The sequence below is a fragment of the Verrucosispora sp. WMMA2044 genome, assembly GCF_027497155.1.
In the GTDB taxonomy this organism is placed as follows: Bacteria; Actinomycetota; Actinomycetes; order Mycobacteriales; family Micromonosporaceae; genus Micromonospora; species Micromonospora palythoicola.
In genome coordinates this window covers 5,278,595-5,297,435 of the sequence record NZ_CP114913.1, presented here as the reverse complement: position 1 = coordinate 5,297,435, position 18,841 = coordinate 5,278,595, and the positions used below count along the sequence as shown (strand labels likewise).

The window sequence follows — 18,841 nt, the reverse complement described above, 5'->3', positions numbered from 1 at the left end:
TCAGCGGATCTGCATCCCGGAGATCGCCCGGGAGATGACCAGCCGCTGGATCTCCGAGGTGCCCTCGAAGATGGTGTAGATCTTGGCGTCCCGGTACCAGCGCTCGACCGGGTGGTCCCGTAGGAAGCCGGCACCACCCAGCAGCTGGACCGCCCTCTCGGTCACCGAGACGGCCACCTCGCCGGCCTTGAGCTTGGACATCGAGCCCTCACCGGCGGTGAACGGTCGGTTGTTCCGGCCCATCCAGGAGGCCCGCCAGACCAGCAGCCGCGCGGCGTCAATCTCCATCTTCATGTCGGCGAGCGTGAATGCGACCGCCTGGTTGGTGATGATCGGGCGACCGAACTGGACGCGTTCCTTCGCGTAGTCCAGGGCGTACTCGTAGGCGGCCCGGGCCACGCCGAGCGCCTGCGCGCCGACGGTGGGTCGGGACAGCTCGAACGTACGCATCGCGGCCTGGCCGGAGGCGCGTTGCCCGGTGCGGGCGCGGGCCAGGCGTTCCGCCAACGCCTCCCTGCCGCCGAGCAGGCACCGGCCCGGTACCCGGACGTCGTCGAGGAAGACGTCGGCCGTGTGTGAGGCGCGCAGGCCGAGCTTGCGCAGCTTGCGGGTGGCGCTGAGGCCGGCGGTGCCCGGTGGTACGACGAACGCGGCCTGTCCCCGCGAGCCCAGTTCCGGTTCGACGGAGGCGGTCACCACGTGCACTCCGGCGATCCCGCCGTTGGTGGCGTACGCCTTCTGCCCGCGCAGCACCCACTCGTCGGTGGACTCGTCGTAGGTCGCCCGGGTACGCATGGCGGCGACGTCCGAACCGGCCTCCGGCTCCGAGCTGCAGAAGGCGGCGACGGCCGGGGAGTCGACGTCACCGAAGCACTGCGGCACCCATTCGACGAGCTGGTCCGGGGTGCCGGCGCCGTAGATGGCGGCGACCGCCAGCGAGGTGCCGAAGATGCTCAGCCCGATGCCGGCGTCGCCCCAGAACAGTTCCTCGCTGGCGATCGGCAGCGACAGCCCGGTGGGATCGGCCCAGCAGGTGGCGAGGAACTCGAAGCCGTAGAGCCCGACCTTCGCCGCCTCCTGGATGATCGGCCAGGGGGTTTCCTCGCGGGTGTCCCACTCGGCCGCGGCTGGGCGCACGACCTCGCTGGCGAAGCCGTGCACCCAGTCCCGTAGATCCCGCTGTTCCTCGTTCAGGTCGAGCGAGAACTCGGCCATGTCAGGCCTTGGGGATGTCGAAGAGGTTCGCGATGTTGGCGGCCAGGCCCAGGTCACCCTTGGCCTTGAGCTTGCCGGTCATGAACATCATGACCGGGTTGGCGCCGCCGGAGACGATCTTCAGGAACTCGACCGGGCCCATGGTCAGGCTGAGCCGGGGGTCGTGCTGCGGGGTCTCGTTGACCGTGCAGGTGCCGTCGGCGATGACCACCTCGTAGGTGTCGGTACCGCCGTCCGGGGCGCCGGTGATGTTCCAGTGGATGACGGCGTTGGTGGAGCCGGCCCGGTCGGCGCGGAACAGCTGCGGCATCCGCCCGAAGACCTCGCCGAGGATCTTGCCGCGCAGGTCACCGGACATCACCTCGGCCAGCTTGCTCTCCGGGGTGTTCTTGACGAGCTGGGCGAACTCCTTCGGGCCGACGTTGGCGAAGTTGGCCGGGTCGAAGTCAGTCATGGGAAGGCACCTCTCGGACATTGGCTACTCGTGCGTAACCTTACGCACGAGTAGGTATGCTCGCAAGGTGTCCACCGGTCCCGCCTTCAAGCGCCTCCCGCGCGCCGTACGGCAGCAGCAGATGCTCGACTCCGCGGTACGGATCTTCTCCCGGCGTGGGTACCACGGTGCCAGCATGGACGAGATCGCCGAGGTGGCGGGCATCTCCAAGCCCATGGTGTACGCGTACCTGGGCAGCAAGGAGGAACTCTTCGTCGCCTGTCTGCACCGCGAGGGCACCCGGATGGTGGAGGCCATCGCCGGTGCCGCCGCCCCCGACCTGCCCGCCGACGAGCGACTCTGGCGCGGGTTACGTGCCTTCCTCGGCTTCGTCGGCGCGCACCGGGACGGCTGGGCGGTGCTCTACCGGCAGGCCCGCGCCGAGCAGCCCTTCGCGCGTGAGCTGACCGTCATGCGGGCCCGGCTGGTGGAGGTGGTCGCCGGGATGCTCGACCACGCGCTGCGCGCCGAGGGGCGCGAGGTGGCCGACACCGAGCTGGAGGTGGTCGCGTACGCGCTGGTCGGTGCGAGCGAGTCACTTGCCGACTGGCTGGCCGACCATCCGGAGGCCGACCCGGAGAAGACCGCCACCCAGATGATGAACGTCGCCTGGCTCGGCGCCGGGCAACTGCTGCACGGCCTGACCTGGCATCCGCCCGTGGCCTGACCGGCCGGGCCTCAGCGCCGGGCGGCCCGGTGGTGGGCGCGGCGGCGTAGCCTGCGTGCCACTTGCACCAGCAACGTGACCGCGATCGACAGGCCGATGCCGGCCAGGATGCCGTAGATCGGCTCGCGTTCGAAGGCCAGCCCGCCGACGAGGCCGAGCAGCACGCAGTACAGCGCCCACGTGCCGCCGCCGATCAGGTCGTAGAGCAGAAACGGGCGCAGTGGGTAGCGCACCGCCCCCATGGTCAGGGTGACCGCCGTCCGCCCGCCGGGCAGGTACCGGGCGGAGGTCAGGATGACGCCGCCGTGCCGGCACACCGCCCGCCGCGCCCACTGCGATCCGGCCCGGCGTCGGCTGTTCTCCGGCGAACGATCCAGCCGACCGGAGCCGCCGCCGCGCCCGATGGCGTAGGAGATGTGGTCGCCGAGCACGGCACCGAGCATGGTCACGATGAACACCACCACCAGATTCGGCTCGCCGCCGGTGGCGAGGACGGTGACGGTGATGACCGCCGCCTCGGCCGGCACGAGCGGGAAGACCGCGTCGACGGCGGTGAGCCCGAACAGCAGCAGATACACCCACGGCGAGGTGAGCGTGTGCCGGAGCAGGTCGAGCGCGGCCTCCATGGCTACATGCTCGCCGTCGGGCGGGGACATCGGGGCGGGACGGACGGATCACCGCTAATGGGGCCTTCCACCCACCGCCGACCGGGTGACCGTGCCGCGGTCGGAACGGGCGGCGTCGAGCTGAACCGCCCGCACCCGCTTGTCCTCGGCGGTGGGACCGTGTGAGGTGAGCACGACGGGCACGCCCAGCGTCTGCTCCACCGCCGTGGGCCAGTCGACCGGCGACGGGCGGTCGTACACCGGTCTGGCCTGCAGCAGGCGGGTGGTGAGCGCCGCCTGCCGGTCGAGGTCGCCGGGTGGGCCGGGCACCAGCCCGTCCGAGTCGGTGTAGCGGTGGCAGATCCGCAGGTCGAGACCCTGACCGACGAGATCCAGGTGGGTCAGCGCCAGGCCGTCGACCCCACCGGCGACCGCCAGGGCGTACGCGTGGGCGACGGCGTCGAAGTGGCCGAATCGGAAACGGCCCTGCCACGGGTTCGTCGGGTTGTGCGGATCGGTCAACCCGAGCGCCGGATCCTCGGTCACCAGCGGACCCGGCCCGTGCCGGGTGGTGACCGTACGCAGCACGCCCAGCCGGGTCGCCGACCCGGCCAGCCCCGCCTCGGCCAGCAGCGCCTCCGCGTTGGCGGCGGTGGTGGTGCTCCACGTGGTGTACGGGTGGAAGCCGTGCCACTCGTCCAGCAGCACCCCCTGCGCGCCCTCGAACACGCAGGTGCCGGCGCGCAGCTCCGCGACGAGCCAGCCCCGGTCCACGATTTCCACCCGCTCGGCGAAGGCCCGGTACGCGGGCAGACAGTCGGCGACCGGCGGGGCGTCCAGCGGGCCGAGTTCGGCGCTGAGCCGGTCCCGCAGCACGGTCAGCCGGCGGCGCAGCAACTCCGGGCTGCGGCAGTCCGCCACCCGGGGCGCCTGGTCGGGGTGGGCGAGACCGTACGCGACGGCCTCACCCACCCCCAGCCCGCAGGAACCGTGCCGGTCGGCTCCGCGGGCCAGCTCCCGGGCCCGGTTGGCGGCCCGGTGGTACGGGGTGGCCAGCAGCGCCGCACCGTCCACGGTCAGTCGGCCGAGCGCGTCGGGCACCCCGACGGCGGCGAGGTGGTCCGCCTCGGCGGCCAGGGCCAGCGGGTCCACCACCACGTGCCGGGACAGGTGGGTGCGTACCCCGGGCCGGAAGGTGCCCGCGCCGAACTGGGCGAACGTGTGGTGCCGGCCGTCGCGCAGCACGACGTTGTGTGCCGCCTGCGCGCCCCCGTTGAACCGCACCACCGTCCGTACCGGCCGGGTCGCGCAGAGCCAGTCCACGACGGTGCCCTTCCCCGCGTCGCCGTACCCGAGGTCGACCACGATCACGTGCTGGCCGCGCGGCCCCCTCGCCGCCGGCCCGCCCGTCGACCACCGACCCGCCACGGCATCCGCCGGCTCGCCGGTCACCGGGCCACCCGGGACCACACCCGCCGCCGTCCGGGTCACAGCCGGACCACTCCGCGACCGGTGGTCCGACCCGTCGGCAGCTCCGACACCTCGGCCCGCGATCTCCCGCCCAACCGGGCGAGCGCCTTCGACACCGTGCCGGTGGCGGACGAGCCGGCCCGGTCCAGGTCCCGCAGACCCTGGTCGAGGTCGATCGCCTGTTCGCCGAGACCGACGGTGAGCGCGATGGTCTCGCAGACCGCGGCCAGGTCGTCCAGCTCCAAAGCGTGCTGGCCGAGCAGGTCACGCCAGAAGTCGAGCACCCGGCGGTTGCCGGCGTAGTGGCTGCCGGCGGGCAGCAGGTAGTAGGTGTCCCAGCGGCGGGTGACCTCGTCGACGATCTGCCGCACCGGCACGTCCTCGCGCAGGTCGTCCGCGACGAGTCGACTCACCTCGCCGGTCTTCACCCGCGGATACGCCAGCTCGTCGCCGATCACGAACAGGTAGCCCCGCCGGCCACGCTTCTCCCAGCTGTCGGTGACCGTGCGCCGGGCCATGAAGTACAGCGCCAGCTCGTACGACTCCCGCATCTGGCCGCCACCGCCACCCTCCAGCACGATCCGGCCGAGGTCGTCGTCCATCCGGTTGTCGGACTCGAACTGCCCCACCTGCAACGGCACCCGGTCGCAGGTGGCGTCCCCGATCGCGCCGAACATGATCTGCGGGTCGCGGGCGTAGCCCTGGCGCAGCAGCAGCCCCAGCAACTGCGGCAGCTTGGCCTGGAGAACGCGGGGCACGTGCCCCATCGAGCCGGTCACGTCGAACAGGACCGCGACGGGGGTCGACTGCGGGTGCTCCGCGCTGTCCCGGCTCTCCCGGACCGCGCCGCGCGGGTCCAGCGCCGGGTGCACCACCCGGGCTCCGCTGTCGCTGTAGGAGAAGGCGCTGGTGCCGGTGGCCCGGCGGTAGCGGTCGGCGGCGTCGTACACATCGGTGGACCATGCTCCGCTGCCCATGGCAGCCTCCTTAGGGGTTGAGGGTGAAGGGACGGAAGGTGCGCGGCCCGTAGAGGCGGTGCAGCACCTCGTCCAGTTCGCGTAGCAGCAGCCAGGCGTCGTCGGGGCGGGCCCGCAGGAACCGTTGCCGGCAGCCCCGGGCGAAGTCGAGCAGCCGGCGTGGGGCGTCGCGGTTCAGCAGCCAGGTCATGCAGCGGGTGGCCATGAAGATGTCGGTGCCGGGCCCGCACGGGCCACGGTCGGGCACCTCGGGCGGGTACCAGGTGTCGTGGTCGGGCACCATCGCCGGCACCCGGCCGCCCGGCGCGGTGGAGAAGCACCAGTCGACGAGCACCAGGCCGTGGGCGTCGGGGTCGATGAGCACGTGTGACGGCAGCACCGCACCGTGCACCAGACCCGCGCGGTGGGTCAGGCCGAGGGCGACCAGGAGTCGCTGCCACATCCACGCCACGTCCCGGCCGTCGAGCCCGTCCGGATAGGCGCGCCGCACCTCGACCAGGCTGTGCAGCCCTGTCGCGGTGCCGAGCACGGTGATCCGGCGTTCCGCACCGGTGTCGGCGTCGCGGTGGGTGAAGCTGTCGACCAGCCGGGGGACGTACGGCAGCCAGCGCGGGGCACCCCGTTCGGCGAGCGTGCGCAGGGCGTGCTGCTCGCGCACCATCAGGTCGTTGTCGGCCGCGTCGCGCGGCAACTTGAGCAGCCGGTCCGCACCGACGTCGTACAGGTCGGCGAGGTCGCCGGAGTACGCGGGCCGCCCGCACCGGTAACCGTGCAGCACGGTGACCCGCCGGGCCCGCCAGCGGCTGGTGACCCGGAGGAAGGCGGCGGTGGCGGCGGCCCGGATCCCCGGACCGGCCCAGCCGAGCCGGTCCGGGTGCAGGGCGCCGACGAGTTCCCGGTAGCGCCGCTCCGGCGCGTCGCCACCGAACAGTTCGTCGTCGTCACGGGCGGTGGTCACCAGGCGGATCGCCTCGTCGGTGGTCATCGCACCGTCTCCTCGCGCGCCGGGCGCAGCAGCGCCGGGTGCAGCAGCCGCGCGTCACCGGCCCGGTAGAGCCGGGCACGCGGGCCGCCCCGGGTGCCGCCGCGTTCGGTGCTGGCGCCGGTGCTCTCCACGAAGCCCGGCACCGAGAGCACCTTGCGGTGGAAGTTGCCGGCGTGCAGCTGGTGCCCCCAGACCGTCTCGTAGACGGCCCGCAGCTCGCCGATGGTGAACTCGGGTGCGAGGAAGCGGGTGGCCAGCGGGGTGTATTCCAGCTTGGAGCGGGCCCGCTCCAGCCCGTCGGCGACGATCTGGCCGTGGTCGAAGGCGAGCTGCCGGTTGGTCAGCTCGGCGACCGCCACCCAGGCCGCCTCGTCGGCGTCGGTGCCGGCCGTCGCGTCCGGCAGGTCGGGCGCGAAGGCGAGGTGGGCGATCGAGACGATCCGCATCCGGGGATCGCGGTCGGGCGCGCCGTAGGAGGCCAACTGCTCGACGTGGACGCGACGGAGGGGCTCGCCGGCGAGACCGGTTTCCTCGGCCAGCTCTCGCCGGGCGGCGGTCACCAGGTCCTCGTCCGGCCGGACGAAACCACCGGGAAGGGCCCAGAGGCCGGCGTGCGGCTGCTCGCCCCGGCGGATCAGCAGCAGGTGCAGAGCGCCGTCGCGGATGGTCAGGGCGACGACGTCGACGGTGACCGCGACCGCCGGGTAGGCGTGCGGGTCGTAGGCGGCGAGGAAATCCTGCTCGTTCACGTCTGGTAACTCTCATTCTGAGAACATCTCGACTTGAGAATAACCTAGCGGAAAAGACAGGGCCGGGCAAGTGCCCGGCCCCGCTCAGCGGATGGTGCCCACCAGGTGTGGGCGGCCCCGCCGGTCGTGCAGGCTGAAATCCCAGCCCGAATCGAGCGCGGTGGCGCTGAAGGCCACCGTGCCGGGTAGCGGCACCGGCAGCTTGAACGCCACGTCCACCGTGTACGCGTCCGGCAGCCGGCTCTCCAGCGCCGCGATACACCGTGCCTTGCTCCACATGCCGTGCGCGATCGGTCGGGGGAAGCCGAGCAGCCGTGCGCCCAGCCGCGAGGTGTGGATCGGGTTGTGGTCGCCGGAGACCCGCGCGTAGTCCGTACCCACCCGGGGCGTGACCTGCCAGCGGGCGGTGGCGGCCGGCGGTGGGGGCCGCTCACCGTGGTCGCGCCGCTCACCGCCGTCCGGGGTGCGCTGCCGGCCGAGGTACGTCGAGACACCGCGCCACACCTCCTCCCCATCGACCGACCCGACGAGTACGACGTCCACCTGCCGCCCCCGGTCGTGCGGACGCAGATTCTCCGCCCAGGTGGTGAAGTCCAGCCGATCGGTGACGGTGACCGGTCGGCGCACCGTGATCCGGTTGCCGACGTGCACCACCCCGGTCAGCGGGATCGGAAACTCCGGCGCGGTGATCAGACGCAGCGCCAGCGGAAAGCCCAGGACGTGCGGAAAGGTCGCGGGCAGCCGGTCGGCGAGGCGGAACCCGCAGACCCGGTCGTAGTCGGCCAGCCGCTCCGGATCCACCGGCACGCCACTCACCGCCAGTTCCACCGCCGGCACCGTCTCACCGCGCCGCCCACCCAGCCCTGGCACCGCGTTCAGCAACGCCCGCCGGTACAACGGCCCGGCCGCCGGCAACCGGGGCAACTCCACCCGGGCCCGAGCCGCCGGATGCCCGCTCGCCGTCAGGCCGGTCGGGACGCCGCCGCTGGTGCCGGTCGGGCGCGCGCCGGAGGACGTTGACGCCGCCGGATCCGCCGTCGGTGAGACGGTCGGTGCGTCGCCACCACCGGCCGGAACGTGCCCGGACAGGTCGCGGGTCTGCTCCAGGTCCGCGTCGCCTGCCGCGCCGGCGAGCGCGGCAGCCCGGATCTCCGGGGTCAGGATCTCGGTCGGCCCGTCGATCAGCTCGCCGACCGACAGGTCGTCGGCCGGCTCGTCGCCACGTCTACGTCTGGCCATCACGCCCCCAGCAGGCTCTGTCCGCAGACCCGGACCACGTTGCCGCTGACCGCACCGGAGGCCGGCCAGGCGAGCCAGCCGATGGTCTCGGCGACGTCCACCGGCAACCCGCCCTGCGAGAGGCTGTTCATCCGGCGGCCGGCCTCCCGCAGCACCAACGGGATCCGGGCGGTCAGCCGGGTCTCGATGAATCCGGGGGCGACCGCGTTGACGCTGATCTGCCGCTCGCGCAACGCCGGGGCGAGCGCGTCGACCAGCCCGACGACGCCGGCCTTGCTGGTGGCGTAGTTGGTCTGGCCCCGGTTGCCGGCGATCCCGGCGATCGAGGAGACGCCGATGATCCGCCCGCCGGCCGGGATCAGCCCGCGCTCCAGCAGCAGGTCGTTGATCCGCTCCTGGCTGGACAGGTTGACGTCGATGACCTGGTCCCACCGGTCGGCGTCCATCCGGCCGAGGGTCTTGTCCCGGGTGATGCCGGCGTTGTGCACCACCACGTCCACCCGGCCGTGCCGGTTGGCCAGGTGCTCGGCGAGCCGGGCCGGTGCGTCGGCGGCGGTCAGGTCGAGCTGCACGGCACTGCCGCCGATCTCGTTGGCCACCGCGGCCAACTCGTCCCCGGCGGCCGGGACGTCCAGGGCCACCACGGTCGCCCCGTCGCGGGCCAGCACCCGGGCCAACGCCGCACCGATGCCCCGGGCCGCACCGGTGACCAGCACCACCTGCCCGTCGAGAGGGCGGTCCCAGTCGGCCGGAGCGGTGGCCTGGCCAGCGCCGACCCGGATCACCTGTCCCGACACGTACGCCGAACGGCCCGACAGCAGGAACCGCAGGGTCCCCTCCAGGCTGGTCCAGGTCCCCTCGTCGGCGTTGCGCGTGACGTACACCAGCTGTGCGGTGATGCCCCGGCCGAACTCCTTGCCGATGCTGCGGGTCAACCCCTCCAGCGCCCGTTGGGCGGTCGCCTCGCGGGGCGTGCCGCACTCGGCCGGCGGGGTGCCCAGCACGATCACCCGGCCGCTGGGCTGCACCGCCCGGGCCTGCGGGTGGAAGAAGTCGTAGAGCTGGCGCAGTTGGGACGACTCGGTGATGCCGGTAGCGTCGAAGACGAGGGCGGCACTTTCCGGCGTACGACCGGTTGCCGGATCGGGCACGGCGGTGGCCGGGTCGCGCAGCGCGAGCCCGGCGGCGGCCAGGGCCTTGCCGACCGGTTCGGCGAGCCGCCCGCCGGGGGCGGCACCGAGCAGGACCAGCCCGGGCAGAATCGGCTCGCCGGGTGCGTGCCGGCGCAGTCGCGGCGGGTCGGGCAGCCCGAGGCGCTTGACCAGCGCCCGCCCGGCCCCCGACTGGACGAAGCTCGCATACCTGTCGGTCATAGGCGTAGCCTACTGGTGAGTAAGGTGCGGGCAACACTTTCGAGGAGGCGGATCGTGCAAAACGTTCGACGGGTCGCGATCATCGGCGGCAACCGGATCCCCTTCGCCCGCTCCAACTCGCGCTACGCCAGCGCCTCCAACTCCGACATGCTAGGTGCGGCCCTGGACGGGCTGATCGCCCGGTTCGGTCTGGCCGGGCAGCGGGTCGGCGAGGTCGTCGCCGGTGCGGTGCTCAAGCACGCGAAGGACTTCAACCTCACCCGTGAGGTGGTGCTCGGCTCGAAGCTCGACCCGCGCACCCCGGCGTACGACATCCAGCAGGCCTGCGGCACCGGCCTGGAGGCCGTCATCCTGGTCGCCAACAAGATCGCCCTCGGTCAGCTCGACGTCGGCATCGCCGGTGGCGTGGACACCACCTCCGACGCTCCGCTCGCGGTCAACGAGGACATGCGCCGCACGTTGCTCAAGCTGAACTCCGCCCGCAGCCTCGGCGAGCGGCTACGGATCGCCGCGAAACTGCGCCCGGCCCAGCCGTTCCGGCCGGAGATCCCCCGCAACGCCGAGCCGCGTACCGGCCTGTCGATGGGTGAGCACGCCGCGCAGACCGCGCTGCGCTGGAACGTCGACCGGCAGGCGCAGGACGAGTTGGCGCTGCGGTCGCACCAGCGGCTGGCCGCCGCGTACGAGAAGGGCTTCTTCGACGACCTGATGACCCCCTACCTGGGGCTGACCCGCGATCAGAACCTGCGCCCGGACACCACCCTGGAGAAGCTGGGCACGCTGCGGCCGGTCTTCGGCGCCAAGGGGCCGGACGCCGAACGGGCCACCATGACCGCCGGCAACTCGTCGCCGCTGACCGACGGCGCCTCCACCGTGTTGCTGGCCAGCGAGGACTGGGCGCGCGAGCACAACCTGCCGGTGCTGGCCTGGTTCTCCTGGTCCGAGACGGGCGCGGTGGACTTCGTGCACGGCGAGGAGGGGCTGCTGATGGCGCCCGCGTACGCGGTGCCCCGGCTGCTCGACCGGGCCGGGCTCACCCTCCAGGACTTCGACTACTACGAGATCCACGAGGCGTTCGCCTCGCAGGTGCTGGCGACCCTGGCGGCCTGGGAGTCACCGGAGTTCTGCAAGGACCGGCTCGGCCTGGACGCCCCGCTCGGCGCCATCGACACCGACAAGCTCAACGTCAACGGCTCGTCGCTGGCCGCCGGTCACCCGTTCGCCGCCACCGGCGGCCGGATCGTCGCCACCCTGGCCAAACTGCTGGCCGAGAAGGGCAGCGGACGTGGCCTGATCTCCATCTGCGCCGCCGGCGGCCAGGGCGTCACCGCCATCCTGGAGCGATAAGGCCGGGCCGGGAGGTTGGCGGACGGCTCAAAGGTCGATCATCTGCCGGAGTACCCGACGCACGTCGTTGACCTGCTCCGAGCGCAGTCGATACACGGGCCCGCGACCGGTCAGCCGGTTCGCCGACACCGTCCGCACCTGCTCGGTGATCACCCACCCTGCCTTACGGCCCGGTACCTCGATCGCCACCCGGTGTAGCCAGCCGGGTCGCTCCCGGGTCGTCAGAGGCAGCACGCTGACCAATGCGCCTGCGGTCAGATCAAGATGGAAACGGGACGAGACGACCAGGGCCGGACGTTGCCCGGCCTGCTCACGGCCCTCAGTCGGGTCGAAGTCGAGCCACCAGATCTCCCAGGGGCGAACGCGGGTCACTCCTGCTCGTCCCACGGGTCGCTGACGGGCGCGTCGGTCCGGTGCCACCCCTCCGATTCGACCAGATACTCCGCCCAGCCGTCCGGGTCGGCTGCCCGATAGTGATCCATCGCGGCGACTGCCTTGACCCGCCAGTGCTCTTCGAGCAGACGCTTGACCGCTTCGTCGGCGGTCACCCCGCCGAAGTCCTCGGCTGCGACCCGGAGCACCTGCTCCCGCGTCTCCGGACTGACCCGCATCATCGTCGTCATCCATCGAGTATACGTCGCCGTAAACGAACGAGGTGGGGTGACATCACCCCGGTACCCGCCCGGCCACCTGTGCCGCGGGATCGCGAGAATGGCGGGGTGACGACGATCCCTAACGTGCTTGCCAACCGGTACGCCTCGCCCGAGCTGGTCACCCTCTGGTCGCCGGAGGAGAAGATCCGGCTGGAACGACGGCTCTGGCTCGCCGTGCTCCGGGCGCAGCGGGAGCTGGGCGTGCCGGTGCCGGACGGGGTGGTCGAGGCGTACGAACGGGTGCTCGACGACGTCGACCTCGCCTCGATCGCCGCACGGGAGCGGGTCACCCGGCACGACGTGAAGGCCCGGATCGAGGAGTTCAGCGCGCTCGCCGGGCACGAGCACGTGCACAAGGGGATGACTTCCCGGGACCTCACCGAGAACGTCGAGCAGCTCCAGGTGCGCCGCTCGCTGGAGCTGATCCGGGACCGCGTGGTGGCGACGCTGGCCCGGCTCGCCTGGCACGCCCACGAGTACGCCGACGTGGTGATGGCCGGCCGATCGCACAACGTGGCGGCGCAGGCCACCACGCTGGGCAAGCGCTTCGCGTCGGCCGCCGAGGAGCTGCTGATCGCGTACGAGCGGCTGGAGGACCTGATCGTCCGGTACCCGTTGCGGGGGATCAAGGGGCCGGTGGGCACAGCCGCCGACCAGCTCGATCTCTTCGATGGCGACGCGGCGAAGGTGGCCGAGCTGGAGCACCGGGTCGCCGAGCACCTCGGCTTCAGTCGGGTGCTGGGCAGCGTCGGGCAGGTCTACCCGCGTTCGCTCGACTTCGACGTGCTCTCCGCGCTGGCTCAGGTGGCCGCGGCACCGTCGTCGCTGGCCACCACGATCCGGTTGATGGTCGGTCAGGAGCTGGCCACCGAGGGCTTCAAGCCCGGCCAGGTCGGTTCCAGCGCGATGCCGCACAAGATGAACACCCGCTCGTCGGAGCGGGTCAACGGCTTCGCGGTGATCATCCGGGGCTACCTGTCGATGGTCGGCGAGCTGGCCGGTGACCAGTGGAACGAGGGTGACGTCTCCTGCTCGGTGGTGCGCCGGGTGGCCCTGCCGGACGCGTTCTTCGCCGCCGACGGGCTGTTCCAGACGTTCCTGACCGTGCTCGACGAGTTCGGCGCGTACCCGGCGGTGATCAACCGGGAGTTGGAGCGGTTCCTGCCGTTCCTGGCCACCACGAAGATCCTGGTGGCGGCGGTGCGCCGGGGCGTGGGTCGGGAGACCGCCCACGAGGCGATCAAGGAGCACGCGGTCGCGGTCGCCCTGGCCATGCGCGAGCAGGGCACCCCCGACAACGACCTCTTCGACCGTCTGGCCGCCGACCCTCGCCTGGGCCTGTCCCGCCCCGAGATCGACGCCCTGGTGGCCGACCGTGCCGCCTTCGTAGGCGCCACCCCCGCCCAGATCCAGGCAGTCACCGCACGAATCACCAAAATCGTCGAGTCCCACCCCCAGGCCGCCGCCTACTCCCCACCCCCCATCCTCTAACTCGGCGCCCCGGGGACATCTCTCGTTGATCATGAAGTTGTTGTCGCGCCACGCCGGGCGGGATGGCAACAACTTCATGATCGACGCGGCTGAGGCGGGGTGGGGTTAGTCGCGGGTGGGGGTTTCGGGGGCGGTGCCGAGGGTGGGGGCGCTGGGGGGCTCGGCGATCTTGCCAGGTTCCTCGGCGAAGGCTGGTTCCTGGGCGGTCTCGGCAGCCACCAGGGGCTGGTCGGGGGGCATCACGTCGGGGACCTTGGGGACCACGATGACGGCCGTGCCGTAGGCGCAGATCTCCATCCACATCTCGCCGCAGTCGCGACTGTCGAACCGCATCCCCACCACCGCGTTCGCGCCGAGCCGCCGGGCCTCCTCGCCGAGGCGGGCCACCGAGTCGGTACGCCAGCGGGTGAGGTTGTCCGGCGCCATCGGGTCGTACGCGCCACCGCGCAGGTTCTTCACCCCTTCGCGGTACGGGTTACGGGTTCTGGCCATGGAGGAGACCACCTCGCCGAGGATCTGGCGGATCTCGTAGCCGGGAAGTTGATCCGTCGTCACGACCAGCACGATTCCGATGCTGGCAGGCCCGGGTGCGGTACATCGTGAGCCTTGTTCACCTGCCCGGATGCTGAAAAACCGCGCGGCGCGGACGGCAGGCGCAGGGCCCACCATCCGCGCCGCCACGGGCGCTAACGCGTCAGACGCCGGAAACGGACCGGATCCAGGCACGGTTGTACGCGACGCTGCCGTAGTTCTGGATGCTCTGGCCGTCGGCGGTGGAGGCCACCCCGACCTGCTGGCCGTTGTAGAACTGCGGGCCGCCCGAGTCGCCACGCCAGGCGTTGCCGTTGATCCGGGTGCTCCGGATCGCCTGCCCGCCGTACGCGTCACTCACGTTCGTGCTGGTGACCCGGACGCTCGCGGTCTTGAGCTGGCTCGACGCCGAGCAGCCGCTGTAGCAGGTCATGCCCCAGCCGTAGATCGAGTTGGTCGAGTTGACCGGCGGGTTGCTTGAGGCCAGCGTGACGTAGCTGGTGCTCACCGAGCTGGACAGGCGCATCAGGGCCAGGTCGTACCGGCCGTAGGTGGCGCTGACCGTGCGGGTGACACCACCGGAGGAGCGGTAGACGCTGCCCACCCGGACCGACATCGAGCCGCCGAGGCAGTGCCGAGCGGTGAGGACCCACTGCGGGGCGATGATCGTGCCGGAGCAGGTGAACGAGCCGTTGCTGAAGACCGCGGCGGCCCACGGCGCCGAGGAGACGGTGCCGCCGCCGATGATGAGGGGAGCGACGGGTGAGGCGACGGCGCCTGAACTGGCGCCCATCACCGCGGCCATGGCGGTGGCGAGGACCGCGATCAGGGATCGGATGCGCATGGGACTCCTTCGGGGTTCCCAGGACCCGGGTTCACCGGGCCGGCCTGCGGCGACGGACGGGGGTGATCCGCCACCGCGACGTCGTTACATCGACGTCTGACGATGTACCGTAGGGCCCGGTGAGGTGTTTCACAAGAGGTTCATTGAAACAAGGTGATGTAACAGCTCGATTTCCCGTCGCCAGGCCACCCGCGATCGATCGGTGGCGGGCAACGAAGCCGTATCGGGATCGCAACGAACCCGTATCGGTCCCGATCGGTCCGTGCGGCTAGGGTCGAGCGGCACTCCAGCGGCGTCCGGCCGGTGCGTCCGGTGCGGCATCTGCCAGGTAGGCTGGCTGCGCTCGCCCGTTGTGGGTCGGCACCCAACTGCGTACACAGTCAGGAGTGCCCAGTGCCTCGCGTCGTCGTCGACGTCATGCTCAAGCCCGAGATCCTCGATCCTCAGGGCCAGGCCGTCGCAAACGCGCTGCCCCGGCTCGGCGTCAACGACGTCGCCTCGGTACGGATCGGCAGGCGGATCGAGATCGACTTTACCGGTGAACCGGACCTGGACCGGGCCCGGGAGATCGCCGACAAGCTGCTCGCCAACCCGGTCATCGAGGACTTCACGGTCCATCTGGTCGAGACCGACGAGCCCGCGGAAGCCCGGCCGTGACCGCCCGGGTCGGTGTGGTGACGTTCCCCGGCTCGCTCGACGACGGGGACGCCGCCCGGGCCGTACGGATCGCCGGCGCCGAACCGGTCCGTCTCTGGCACGGCGAGGCGGAGCTGCACGGGGTGGACGCCGTCGTCCTGCCCGGCGGCTTCTCCTACGGTGACTACCTGCGCTGCGGCGCCATCGCCCGGTTCGCGCCGGTGATGGAGAAGATCATCGACGCGGCCGGTGGTGGCCTGCCCGTGCTGGGCATCTGCAACGGCTTCCAGATCCTCTGTGAGGCGCACCTGCTGCCCGGGGCGCTCACCCGCAACCAGCACCTGCACTTCCGCAACCGCGACCAGATCCTGCGCATCGAGGCGACCGGCACCGCCTGGACGAACACGTTCCAGCCGGGCCAGGAGGTGCTGATCCCGGTCAAGAACGGCGAGGGCTGCTACGTCGCCGACCCGGCGACGTTGGACCAGCTGGAGGCCGAGGGCCGGGTCGTCGCCCGTTACGTCGGCGGCAACCCCAACGGATCGCAGCGCGACATCGCCGCGATCACCAACCAGGCCGGCAACGTGGTCGGCATCATGCCGCATCCCGAGCACGCGGTGGAGGCGCTCACCGGCCCCTCCCTCGACGGTCTCGGCTTCTTCACCTCGGTGCTCAAGCACCTGGTGGGGGCGCCGGCGTGACCGTGCGCGGCGGGATCATCGGTCGGCTCACCCGCCCGTCGGGCGGCGAGCGCAACAAGGAGACGTCATGACCACGCACCCGGACCCGGTGCGGGAGAACCCGGAGGCGGTGCCGGCCCAGCCGGTCGCTCCGGCCCGGCACGCCGCCGTCCCGGCGGCCACCGACTGGGCCGACGGGGTGGACACCGTGCCGCGCGCCGCGGGCACCCCGGAGGAACTTCAGCCGTACACCGAGCTGGGGCTCGCCGACGACGAGTACGACCGCATCCGGCACATCCTGGGCCGCCGGCCGACCCAGTCCGAGCTGGCGATGTACTCGATCATGTGGAGCGAGCACTGCTCCTACAAGTCCAGCAAGGTGCATCTGCGGCAGTTCGGGGAGAAGGCCCCGCCGAGCGACCGGATGCTCGCCGGCATCGGGGAGAACGCCGGGGTCGTGCGGATCTCCGACGAACTCGCGGTGACCTTCAAGGTCGAGTCGCACAACCATCCGAGCTTCGTCGAGCCGTACCAGGGCGCGGCGACCGGTGTCGGCGGCATCGTCCGCGACATCCTGGCGATGGGCGCCCGTCCGGTGGCGGTGATGGACCCGCTGCGCTTCGGCGCCGCGGACCACCCCGACACCGCCCGGGTGCTCCCCGGCGTGGTCGCCGGTGTCGGCGGCTACGGCAACTGTCTCGGTCTGCCCAACATCGGTGGCGAGGTGGTCTTCGACCCCTGCTACCAGGGCAACCCCCTGGTCAACGCGCTCTGCCTGGGCGTGCTGCCGGTCGACCGGCTGCAGAAGAAGGACGCCACCGGCCCCGGCAACGTGGTGGTGCTGATGGGCGCCAAGACCGGCCGGGACGGCATCGGCGGCGTCTCGGTGCTGGCCAGCGCCACCTTCACCGAAGGCAGCGAGCAGCGTCGCCCGTCCGTGCAGGTGGGCGACCCGTTCATGGAGAAGCTGCTGATCGAGGCGTGCCTGGAGTTGTACGACGCCGAACTGGTCGTCGGCATCCAGGACCTCGGCGGTGCCGGCCTGACCTGCGCCCTGACCGAGACGGCCGCCTCCGCCGGCACCGGCATGCGGGTGTGGCTGGAGCGGGTGCCGCTGCGTGAGCCCTCGATGGAGCCGCACGAGATCCTGGCCAGCGAGTCCCAGGAGCGGATGCTGCTGGTCGTCGCGCCGGAGAAGCTTGAGGCGGTGCTCAAGACCGCCGAGAAGTGGGGCGTCTGGGCCACCGCGATCGGCGAGGTCACCGCGCCCGAGTCGGACGGTTCACCGGGCCGGCTGCACATCACCTGGCGGGACCACCTGGTGGTGGATGTGCCGCCGGGCTCGCTCGTGGACGACGGGCCGGTCTACGCCCGGCCGATGCGCGAGCCGGCGGACCTGATCCTGCTCCAGGCCGACCGGGCCGAGACGCTGCCCCGGCCGGGCGACCCGGACACGCTGCGCGAGACCGTGCTGCGGATGATCGCCTCACCCAACCTCTGCGACAAGACCTGGGTCACCGAGCAGTACGACCGCTACGTGCTGGGCAACACCGTGCTCGCCCAGCCGGAGGACTCGGGTGTGATCCGCATCGACGAGCGCACCGGGCTGGGCGTGGCGCTGTCCGTGGACGGCAACGGCCGGTACGCCCGGCTCGACCCGTACCAGGGCGCCAAGTTGGCGTTGGCCGAGGCGTACCGGAACGTGGCGGTGACCGGCGCGACGCCGATCGCGGTCACCGACTGCCTGAACTTCGGCTCGCCCGAGGACCCGGGCGTGATGTGGCAGTTCGCCGAGGCCGTACGCGGCCTGGCCGACGGCTGCGCCGAGCTGGGCATCCCGGTGACCGGCGGCAACGTCAGCTTCTACAACCAGACCGGGGCGGCGGCCATCCACCCGACGCCGGTCGTCGGCGTGCTCGGGGTGCTGGAGAACGTGGCCGACCGGGTGGCGTCGGGCTTCGTCCCGCGCGCCGGTGCCGATCACGACCAGCTCTTCCTGCTCGGCGAGACGCACGTGGAGCTCTCCGGCTCGGAGTGGGCCTGGGTCGTCCACCAGCACCTCGGTGGCGTACCCCCGCACGTCGACCTGGCCCGCGAGAAGCAGCTCGCCGGCCTGCTGGCCGATGCGGCCCGGGTCGGGCACCTCAGCTCCGCGCACGACCTCTCCGACGGTGGTCTCGCGCAGAGCCTGGTGGAGTCCTGCCTGCGCCATGGCGTCGGGGCGCGGATCGCGGTGCCGGAGCGTTTCGAGGGCACCTCGATGCCGTTCGTCTTCCTGTTCAGCGAGTCGGCGGGCCGGGTGCTCGTCTCGGTGCCGCGCGGTCACGAGAAGGCGTTCACCGCGCTCTGCGGTGAGCACGGCGTGCCGTGGGAGCTGATCGGCGTCACCGACCCGACGGCCGGCGCGCTGGAGGTGCACGGCCAGTTCCGGATCGGCCTGGACGAGCTGCGCGAGGCGTACACCGGCACCCTGCCGGCGCTGTTCGGCGGCGTGCAGCCGTTCGAGGTGACCGCTCCGGCGGTTGCCGACGTCGTCACCGACGAACCGGTCGGTGCGGTCGACCCGGCCGCCGACTCCGACACCGCGTCGGGGGTCGACCCGGCCGGCACCACGACGGCCGGTGCCGAGCAGGCGACCGACGAGCCGACACCGGCCGTACCGGCGTCGGCCGAGACCGCGCCGTCGGTGGACCCGACCGAGGAGGCGGCCGACCGGCCGGCCGAGCGGGCCACTCCGCCGGTGCGTACCGGTCGCGTCGCGGCAACCCCGCCGTCGACCGGGGTCGCCGGTCCGGCTGACTCGGCGGGCAGCCACGAGGCATCCGGGGCGGACGCTCCGCAGCACGGTGACACCGAGCAGCCCCCCGCGCCCGACGAGCGCTGAGG

19 protein-coding genes are annotated in these 18,841 nt (G+C 72.0%); 6 read left to right on the top strand and 13 right to left on the bottom strand.

The features are described 5' to 3' along the window. A complete protein-coding gene (locus tag O3597_RS24150) occupies positions 1–1,215 on the bottom strand; it encodes an acyl-CoA dehydrogenase family protein (RefSeq protein ID WP_164446683.1) in 1,215 nt (404 codons plus the stop codon). 1 nt (position 1,216) lies between these two features. Next, positions 1,217–1,669 (bottom strand): SCP2 sterol-binding domain-containing protein, encoded by a 453-nt coding sequence (locus O3597_RS24145; protein ID WP_093403799.1) that lies wholly within the window; start codon positions 1,667–1,669, stop codon positions 1,217–1,219. Between the two features lie 67 nt (positions 1,670–1,736). Here O3597_RS24145 and O3597_RS24140 point away from each other — a divergent pair, with 67 nt between their 5' ends. Then, entirely contained in the window at positions 1,737–2,375 is a 639-nt protein-coding gene (locus O3597_RS24140) for a TetR/AcrR family transcriptional regulator (RefSeq protein ID WP_216592742.1), read from the top strand. Between the two features lie 11 nt (positions 2,376–2,386). Here O3597_RS24140 and O3597_RS24135 read toward each other — a convergent pair whose 3' ends face one another. From O3597_RS24135 to O3597_RS24105, 7 genes are all read right to left on the bottom strand, one after another. Then, positions 2,387–3,001: a DedA family protein gene (locus O3597_RS24135; RefSeq protein WP_281602471.1), complete on the bottom strand. Its 615-nt coding sequence runs from the start codon at positions 2,999–3,001 to the stop codon at positions 2,387–2,389. 54 nt (positions 3,002–3,055) lie between these two features. Next, the gene (locus O3597_RS24130; protein ID WP_281604625.1) at positions 3,056–4,348 is read right to left on the bottom strand and encodes an adenylosuccinate synthetase; all 1,293 of its coding nucleotides are present in this window, start codon (positions 4,346–4,348) and stop codon (positions 3,056–3,058) included. A gap of 119 nt (positions 4,349–4,467) precedes the next feature. Further along, positions 4,468–5,427 (bottom strand): hypothetical protein, encoded by a 960-nt coding sequence (locus O3597_RS24125; protein ID WP_281602470.1) that lies wholly within the window; start codon positions 5,425–5,427, stop codon positions 4,468–4,470. A gap of 10 nt (positions 5,428–5,437) precedes the next feature. Continuing rightward, positions 5,438–6,412, bottom strand: a complete 975-nt coding sequence (locus O3597_RS24120) for a serine/threonine protein kinase (RefSeq protein WP_281602469.1) — start codon at positions 6,410–6,412, stop codon at positions 5,438–5,440. Continuing rightward, positions 6,409–7,161, bottom strand: coding sequence for an NUDIX domain-containing protein (locus O3597_RS24115; protein WP_281602468.1), 753 nt, complete (start codon positions 7,159–7,161; stop codon positions 6,409–6,411). The genes O3597_RS24120 and O3597_RS24115 overlap by 4 nt, the downstream gene beginning before the upstream one ends. Before the next feature lie 84 nt (positions 7,162–7,245). Continuing rightward, on the bottom strand, positions 7,246–8,127 hold the full coding sequence (locus tag O3597_RS24110) for a MaoC/PaaZ C-terminal domain-containing protein (RefSeq protein WP_235944631.1): 882 nt from the start codon (positions 8,125–8,127) through the stop codon (positions 7,246–7,248). A gap of 272 nt (positions 8,128–8,399) precedes the next feature. Further along, a complete protein-coding gene (locus O3597_RS24105) occupies positions 8,400–9,773 on the bottom strand; it encodes a 3-oxoacyl-ACP reductase (protein ID WP_281602467.1) in 1,374 nt (457 codons plus the stop codon). Between the two features lie 54 nt (positions 9,774–9,827). On the opposite strand from O3597_RS24105, the gene O3597_RS24100 reads away from it, so the two are divergent. Further along, a complete protein-coding gene (locus O3597_RS24100) occupies positions 9,828–11,120 on the top strand; it encodes an acetyl-CoA C-acetyltransferase (RefSeq protein WP_164446674.1) in 1,293 nt (430 codons plus the stop codon). Between the two features lie 27 nt (positions 11,121–11,147). Here O3597_RS24100 and O3597_RS24095 read toward each other — a convergent pair whose 3' ends face one another. Together O3597_RS24095 and O3597_RS24090 are read right to left on the bottom strand one after the other, a co-directional pair. Then, on the bottom strand, positions 11,148–11,492 hold the full coding sequence (locus tag O3597_RS24095) for a type II toxin-antitoxin system PemK/MazF family toxin (RefSeq protein ID WP_164446672.1): 345 nt from the start codon (positions 11,490–11,492) through the stop codon (positions 11,148–11,150). After that, the gene (locus tag O3597_RS24090) at positions 11,489–11,743 is read right to left on the bottom strand and encodes a hypothetical protein (protein ID WP_164446670.1); all 255 of its coding nucleotides are present in this window, start codon (positions 11,741–11,743) and stop codon (positions 11,489–11,491) included. Before O3597_RS24090 ends, O3597_RS24095 begins: the two co-directional genes overlap by 4 nt. A gap of 96 nt (positions 11,744–11,839) precedes the next feature. Between O3597_RS24090 and purB the strand changes: the two genes are divergently transcribed. Beyond that, entirely contained in the window at positions 11,840–13,264 is a 1,425-nt protein-coding gene (gene purB / locus O3597_RS24085) for an adenylosuccinate lyase (RefSeq protein ID WP_281602466.1), read from the top strand. 105 nt (positions 13,265–13,369) lie between these two features. Here purB and O3597_RS24080 read toward each other — a convergent pair whose 3' ends face one another. Continuing rightward, a complete protein-coding gene (locus O3597_RS24080) occupies positions 13,370–13,933 on the bottom strand; it encodes a YbjQ family protein (protein ID WP_164446666.1) in 564 nt (187 codons plus the stop codon). A gap of 25 nt (positions 13,934–13,958) precedes the next feature. Next, on the bottom strand, positions 13,959–14,639 hold the full coding sequence (locus tag O3597_RS24075) for a trypsin-like serine protease (protein ID WP_093403817.1): 681 nt from the start codon (positions 14,637–14,639) through the stop codon (positions 13,959–13,961). Positions 14,640–15,032: 393 nt separating this feature from the next. On the opposite strand from O3597_RS24075, the gene purS reads away from it, so the two are divergent. From purS to purL, 3 genes are all read left to right on the top strand, one after another. Continuing rightward, positions 15,033–15,296, top strand: coding sequence for a phosphoribosylformylglycinamidine synthase subunit PurS (gene purS / locus O3597_RS24070; protein ID WP_164446664.1), 264 nt, complete (start codon positions 15,033–15,035; stop codon positions 15,294–15,296). After that, positions 15,293–15,976 carry a phosphoribosylformylglycinamidine synthase subunit PurQ gene (gene purQ, locus O3597_RS24065; RefSeq protein WP_164446663.1) on the top strand — a complete coding sequence of 228 codons (684 nt, stop codon included), beginning with the start codon at positions 15,293–15,295 and terminating at the stop codon, positions 15,974–15,976. Before purS ends, purQ begins: the two co-directional genes overlap by 4 nt. Before the next feature lie 67 nt (positions 15,977–16,043). Then, complete coding sequence (purL, locus tag O3597_RS24060; protein ID WP_281602465.1) at positions 16,044–18,839, top strand: phosphoribosylformylglycinamidine synthase subunit PurL; 2,796 nt, start codon at positions 16,044–16,046, stop codon at positions 18,837–18,839. The last annotated feature ends 2 nt before the right edge of the window (positions 18,840–18,841 follow it).

Coding starts and splice junctions, on each gene's coding strand:
- O3597_RS24090 (WP_164446670.1), bottom strand. CDS start 11,743: ATGACGACGATGATGCGGGTCAGTCCGGAGACGCGGGAGCAGGTGCTC.
- O3597_RS24105 (WP_281602467.1), bottom strand. CDS start 9,773: ATGACCGACAGGTATGCGAGCTTCGTCCAGTCGGGGGCCGGGCGGGCG.
- O3597_RS24135 (WP_281602471.1), bottom strand. CDS start 3,001: ATGGAGGCCGCGCTCGACCTGCTCCGGCACACGCTCACCTCGCCGTGG.
- O3597_RS24150 (WP_164446683.1), bottom strand. CDS start 1,215: ATGGCCGAGTTCTCGCTCGACCTGAACGAGGAACAGCGGGATCTACGG.
- O3597_RS24125 (WP_281602470.1), bottom strand. CDS start 5,427: ATGGGCAGCGGAGCATGGTCCACCGATGTGTACGACGCCGCCGACCGC.
- O3597_RS24145 (WP_093403799.1), bottom strand. CDS start 1,669: ATGACTGACTTCGACCCGGCCAACTTCGCCAACGTCGGCCCGAAGGAG.
- O3597_RS24075 (WP_093403817.1), bottom strand. CDS start 14,639: ATGCGCATCCGATCCCTGATCGCGGTCCTCGCCACCGCCATGGCCGCG.
- O3597_RS24120 (WP_281602469.1), bottom strand. CDS start 6,412: ATGACCACCGACGAGGCGATCCGCCTGGTGACCACCGCCCGTGACGAC.
- purL (WP_281602465.1), top strand. CDS start 16,044: ATGACCACGCACCCGGACCCGGTGCGGGAGAACCCGGAGGCGGTGCCG.
- O3597_RS24080 (WP_164446666.1), bottom strand. CDS start 13,933: ATGGTGGGCCCTGCGCCTGCCGTCCGCGCCGCGCGGTTTTTCAGCATC.